A 4,489-nucleotide genomic window follows, 5' to 3' on the forward strand; every position below is an offset into this window, starting at 1 on the left:
TTTTTAAACGAAATGAATGATGTAGATACCATTTCTATTCAAGGTGGTAGCGGTTCTGGAATCCATGATTTAGTATACTACAGCATTAAAGGTAAGGAGTTTGTTTTGTTAGGCTTTGCTATTGATAGTGCTGTATCTCTAGCTAAATCATTTAGCTACAGCAATCACTAACTATAGCAATTAAAATACATGAGATGAATAAGTAATTTTATATTGCTTATTCACCCCATGAAAATCTGGTTCAGTTAAGAATTTATCGCCCTAATTGCTCTATTTTTTCAGGGGAATTAGGATTACCGATAAAAAAACAAGCTTAACTGCTTTTCGCAGAATATCAATTGACTGATGATTAATCTAGGAGGAAAGAAATCATGGCTAGTATCAAACTTTCTCAATTACAAGCTAACGGTTCTGAATTGTTCCAAGATTCCGAAAGCTTTTTAAACGAAATGAATGATATAGATACCATTTCTATTCAAGGTGGTAGCGGTTCTGGAATTCATGATTTAGTATACTACAGTATTAAAGGTCAGGAGTTTATTTTGTTAGGCTTTGCTATTGATAACGTTGTATCTCTAGCTAAATCATTTAGCCATAGCCACAGCAATAGCTACAGCAATCCTCACTATAGTCATTAAAATACCTGAGATGAATAAGCAATATTATATTACTTATTCATCCCATAAAAATCTGGTTAATTTAAGAATTTATCATCCTAATTTCCATTAAATAACAGAGGATAAGGATCTTAAATAACTGACGAAACCAGATTAAATAATCAATTAATATCTGGTGTTTGCTTACACTTTACGGCTATGACAATTTTGTAATTAGTGGGTATTAAGCAAATGGCAAGAATTACAATTTCCGATCTAAACACAACCCAAGAGAAATTATTAATTCATGAAATTAGTAGCATAGAGTCTGTTTCTATAGTTGGGGGAAATAGGGGTAATTTTCATGAATTAGTCAAGTTCGGGATTAAGTCTATGGAGTTCATTTTATTAGCCTATGCTATAGATTCTATTTCCTATTTAGGAAGTTCATTTAATGGCAATTATTAAACCTGATTGTCTATAAAATCAGCCTATATTTTGTTAATTTGCCAACCCATTGTTAACTAATCTTTCATGTAAATTTATGCCACTTCTCATAAGTTCTACCAACGTTTTTGACTACTTGGTTAATCGCGGAATTTGTCCCCCACAAGATGAATCATTAAGCAAAATTGAGTTAAAACCAGCTAAAAACTTTAATTTATTAGTCAGTTTACCACAGGAACGTCAAATCTTAGTTAAGCAAGAGCGTCATGATCGAGATGGTAAGACTTTAGGTGAATTTAAAGAAGAATGGAGAATTCATGATTTTTGTCAAAAATTCCCAGAAATAAATCACTTACGTTCATATTTATCAGAAGCAATTCATTTTGATTTAGAAAACTCCATTATGGTGTTTAACTATCTAAATGAATATCAAGATTTGGCAGAATTTTATGCCAAGGATCAGGTATTTTCTCCTGAAATTGCTCAGTTACTTGGTACGACGCTGGCAAAAGTTCATCGTTCAACGATAGAAGATCAAAATTATCAAAAGTTCTTTAAAAATTCTCTAGAGGGTGCAAATTTGAGCAAAGGATTAGATAGAATTACACCACAAATATTTGGTAATCTTCCTGCTGATGGATTGAAATTTTTTGCTCTTTATCAACGTTACGATAATTTAGGAAAAGCAATTGCAGAATTAAATCAGGCTTTTATGCCTTGTTGTCTAACTCATAATGATCTTAAACTCAATAATATTCTTTTATCTGTGAATTGGGAAACAGAAATTGAAGAGAAATTACCTGGAAATAAAAATATTCTCAGACTGATTGATTGGGAAAGAGGTGATTGGGGAGATCCTGCCAATGATTTAGGAACAATAATCGCTAGTTATCTGCAAATTTGGTTATATAGCATAATCGCTAGTAAAACTATACCTATTGAAGAATGTTTGCGTTTAGCGGCTATTCCGTTATCAATGATTCAACCTTCTTTATCAGCATTAGTTACTGGTTATTTAGCTAACTTTCCAGAAATTTTAGAAGTTCGTCCAAACTTCTTGCCATTAGTGATGCAGTTTAGCGGTTTAGCCTTAATTAGAGCTATTCAAGCTAAACTGCAATATGAGAAAACTTTCGGTAATTCAGGTATCTGTATTCTTCAAGTTGCTAAGAGTTTATTATGTCGTCCCCAAGCATCTATTTCCACAATTTTAGGAATGGAATTTTCAGAAATAATCTCTAAAAATTTATCTCTTGCTTAAATAAGGAAACCCTATATGCAAGTATTAGATTCTCTAGATAGTCAACTTTTTCAACTACCACAGGAATTACAAACGTCTCTGCAAAATATTGCTAATTATCTGGAAATTGAATCATTTTATGCTATTAAGCATCCAGAATATAACTTATTAGCATTACCAGAATCAGTTATTTCTCGCTTTCAAAATTTACCATTGGATATTCAAAATAAACATTTAAGTATCCAATTACGTAATTTTCTCTACAGCGCTTATTATAATGGTTCTTGGCATGACTCTAGCAATGCCGATTCCCAGGATAATAATTTAAGTAATAATAGCTTATTTGGCATAGATTTAGCTTTCTATGAACGATTACATACAAGTAATAAAGGCACAGGCTATTGGAGTAAAAATTGGCTGGTAGTTAATGAAGAACCTGATGGATCTTTGGCGGTTCATAAAAATGGTTTGACTTTGCATATTGAGCGTGATTTATATTTATCACCGATTGATAAATATGCTACTCTTGGTAACTTAGTGTCCATTAAAATGCCTAAAAATCTAGTTCAAAATGGATTTTATATGGCAGTGTCTAATCTAGGAACTCAAGACAATCAAGATATTGTCAGAATCTACTTTAATGTGTCACCAGAAGGAGCAGCATCAGTGATGGATAATGTGACTAGGGAGTTCAATAATATGCAAGTTGCTTTCTCTTTTAAAGCTCTATATAATCCTGATGAATATAAACGTTATGATTCAGCAGTGCTTTATTTCAGTAAGCATCACTATAAAACTATTCATCCTATACTGCAAAAGATATATTTAGAAAATCGAGACAGTTTTTCTCAAGAAGTACCGTTGTTTACTAAGCCACTGGCACCGGGATTAAGTTGTGCTGAAGAACCAGAAGATAAATTTGGTGAAAAGGAAAGTTTTGGTACTAATCGTTGTCAAATGATTGCTAATGGTTTAATTACTGCTTGGCAAACGGGTAATAATTATCCTGAAAGTCGCATGAAAGCTATTTTAGAACAGTTTGCATTGCACAAAATTAATTTACAATATCCTTATCTTAATGCCCATTCAGAGGATATTTATACGACCTTAATTAAATAATAACAAATAACAAGATCCCCGACTTCTTGAAGAAGTCGGGGATCTAACTCTTGGCAATTTTAACTAGCTTCATTAAATATTTCTATTGGGGAAGGAGGAGAATTTATTTGATCTCCTAATGTGGCGACAATTTCTAATTTATTAATTTGCTCTCTTAACCAATTAGTAAATAAATCTCCGAGAATAGCTACGCGCATTTGTTCATTCAATTCGGGGGCAATGATTTCTTCAACTATAATGATATGGACTCCTTTGGGTGTAACGACTGGTTTAATAATTTCTGGGGGATTAGCTGCAAAAACTGCGGCAGCAATTTCTGGTCTAAAATCACTACGTTTGCGGATACCTTGATATCCTCCAGCGCGACGAATTTCGGGATTTTCGATATATTGACGAGCTACTTCTTGAAAACTAATTTCTCCTTCTTGGAGGGCATAAAATATTTCTAAAGCTAAATCTTCATCATCTAATATGACTTCATAGGTGACTACTCCGCTATAATCAAGTTGGTGAGCATAAAAGAATGGTTCAACTTTCTCGGCAAATAAATGATGAGCTAATTTTGCCGATAGGAGATTAATGTTTGCGATTTCTTCAAAGTTATCTAAGGTAAGATGATGTTTTTGTAACCATTCCCAGGTGTCTTCTGCTTTAATCAGGTTGTTAACTAATCGTAAACTATCTGCGGTTTGTTGTAATTCTGCTATTTCGATGGTAATGCCTTCTTTTTGGGCAGTTTCTGTGATGATTTTTCTGGTGGCGATCGCTTCTAATAAACTAGGAATTTGACAAGATATTTTTAGATGATAAATAATATCTTCTTGGGATATTTTTACAATATTGGACATGATTTAATCTCCTTAATTTACTAAATTTAGTAAAAATCATTTTTTCAAAATAAGAATTCAAGAATTATTGACCGCAGATGAACGCAGATGAACGCAGATAAAGATCGATGAATTAATGGATTTCATAATTTTGTGCGGTTTCATATAAAATTAGTATTACTTAAACTAAGTTATTAGGGTATCTATCATATTTACCTGATATGTTATTTTCTTATCTCTATCTAATGGTAGTTTTAATA

At 32.5% G+C, this 4,489-nt stretch carries 5 protein-coding genes; 4 read left to right on the plus strand and 1 reads right to left on the minus strand.

The genetic code is table 11. From position 1 onward, the window contains the following. The first annotated feature begins 371 nt into the window (after positions 1–371). From IQ228_RS21860 to IQ228_RS21875, 4 genes are all read left to right on the plus strand, one after another. Positions 372–638 carry a hypothetical protein gene (locus IQ228_RS21860; protein ID WP_193964426.1) on the plus strand — a complete coding sequence of 89 codons (267 nt, stop codon included), beginning with the start codon at positions 372–374 and terminating at the stop codon, positions 636–638. Positions 639–848: 210 nt separating this feature from the next. Beyond that, positions 849–1,064, plus strand: a complete 216-nt coding sequence (locus IQ228_RS21865) for a hypothetical protein (protein ID WP_193964428.1) — start codon at positions 849–851, stop codon at positions 1,062–1,064. 76 nt (positions 1,065–1,140) lie between these two features. Then, complete coding sequence (locus tag IQ228_RS21870) at positions 1,141–2,304, plus strand: aminoglycoside phosphotransferase family protein (RefSeq protein WP_027402983.1); 1,164 nt, start codon at positions 1,141–1,143, stop codon at positions 2,302–2,304. Positions 2,305–2,319: 15 nt separating this feature from the next. Further along, complete coding sequence (locus IQ228_RS21875) at positions 2,320–3,402, plus strand: T3SS effector HopA1 family protein (protein ID WP_027402982.1); 1,083 nt, start codon at positions 2,320–2,322, stop codon at positions 3,400–3,402. 59 nt (positions 3,403–3,461) lie between these two features. Here the strand turns inward: IQ228_RS21875 and IQ228_RS21880 are convergent, their stop codons facing one another. Next, positions 3,462–4,250: a peptidylprolyl isomerase gene (locus tag IQ228_RS21880; protein WP_027402981.1), complete on the minus strand. Its 789-nt coding sequence runs from the start codon at positions 4,248–4,250 to the stop codon at positions 3,462–3,464. Between the last annotated feature and the right edge of the window lie 239 nt (positions 4,251–4,489).

The sequence above is a fragment of the Dolichospermum sp. LEGE 00246 genome, assembly GCF_015207865.1.
In the GTDB taxonomy this organism is placed as follows: domain Bacteria; phylum Cyanobacteriota; class Cyanobacteriia; order Cyanobacteriales; family Nostocaceae; genus Dolichospermum; species Dolichospermum heterosporum.

Coding starts and splice junctions, on each gene's coding strand:
- IQ228_RS21875 (WP_027402982.1), top strand. CDS start 2,320: ATGCAAGTATTAGATTCTCTAGATAGTCAACTTTTTCAACTACCACAG.
- IQ228_RS21865 (WP_193964428.1), top strand. CDS start 849: ATGGCAAGAATTACAATTTCCGATCTAAACACAACCCAAGAGAAATTA.
- IQ228_RS21870 (WP_027402983.1), top strand. CDS start 1,141: ATGCCACTTCTCATAAGTTCTACCAACGTTTTTGACTACTTGGTTAAT.
- IQ228_RS21860 (WP_193964426.1), top strand. CDS start 372: ATGGCTAGTATCAAACTTTCTCAATTACAAGCTAACGGTTCTGAATTG.
- IQ228_RS21880 (WP_027402981.1), bottom strand. CDS start 4,250: ATGTCCAATATTGTAAAAATATCCCAAGAAGATATTATTTATCATCTA.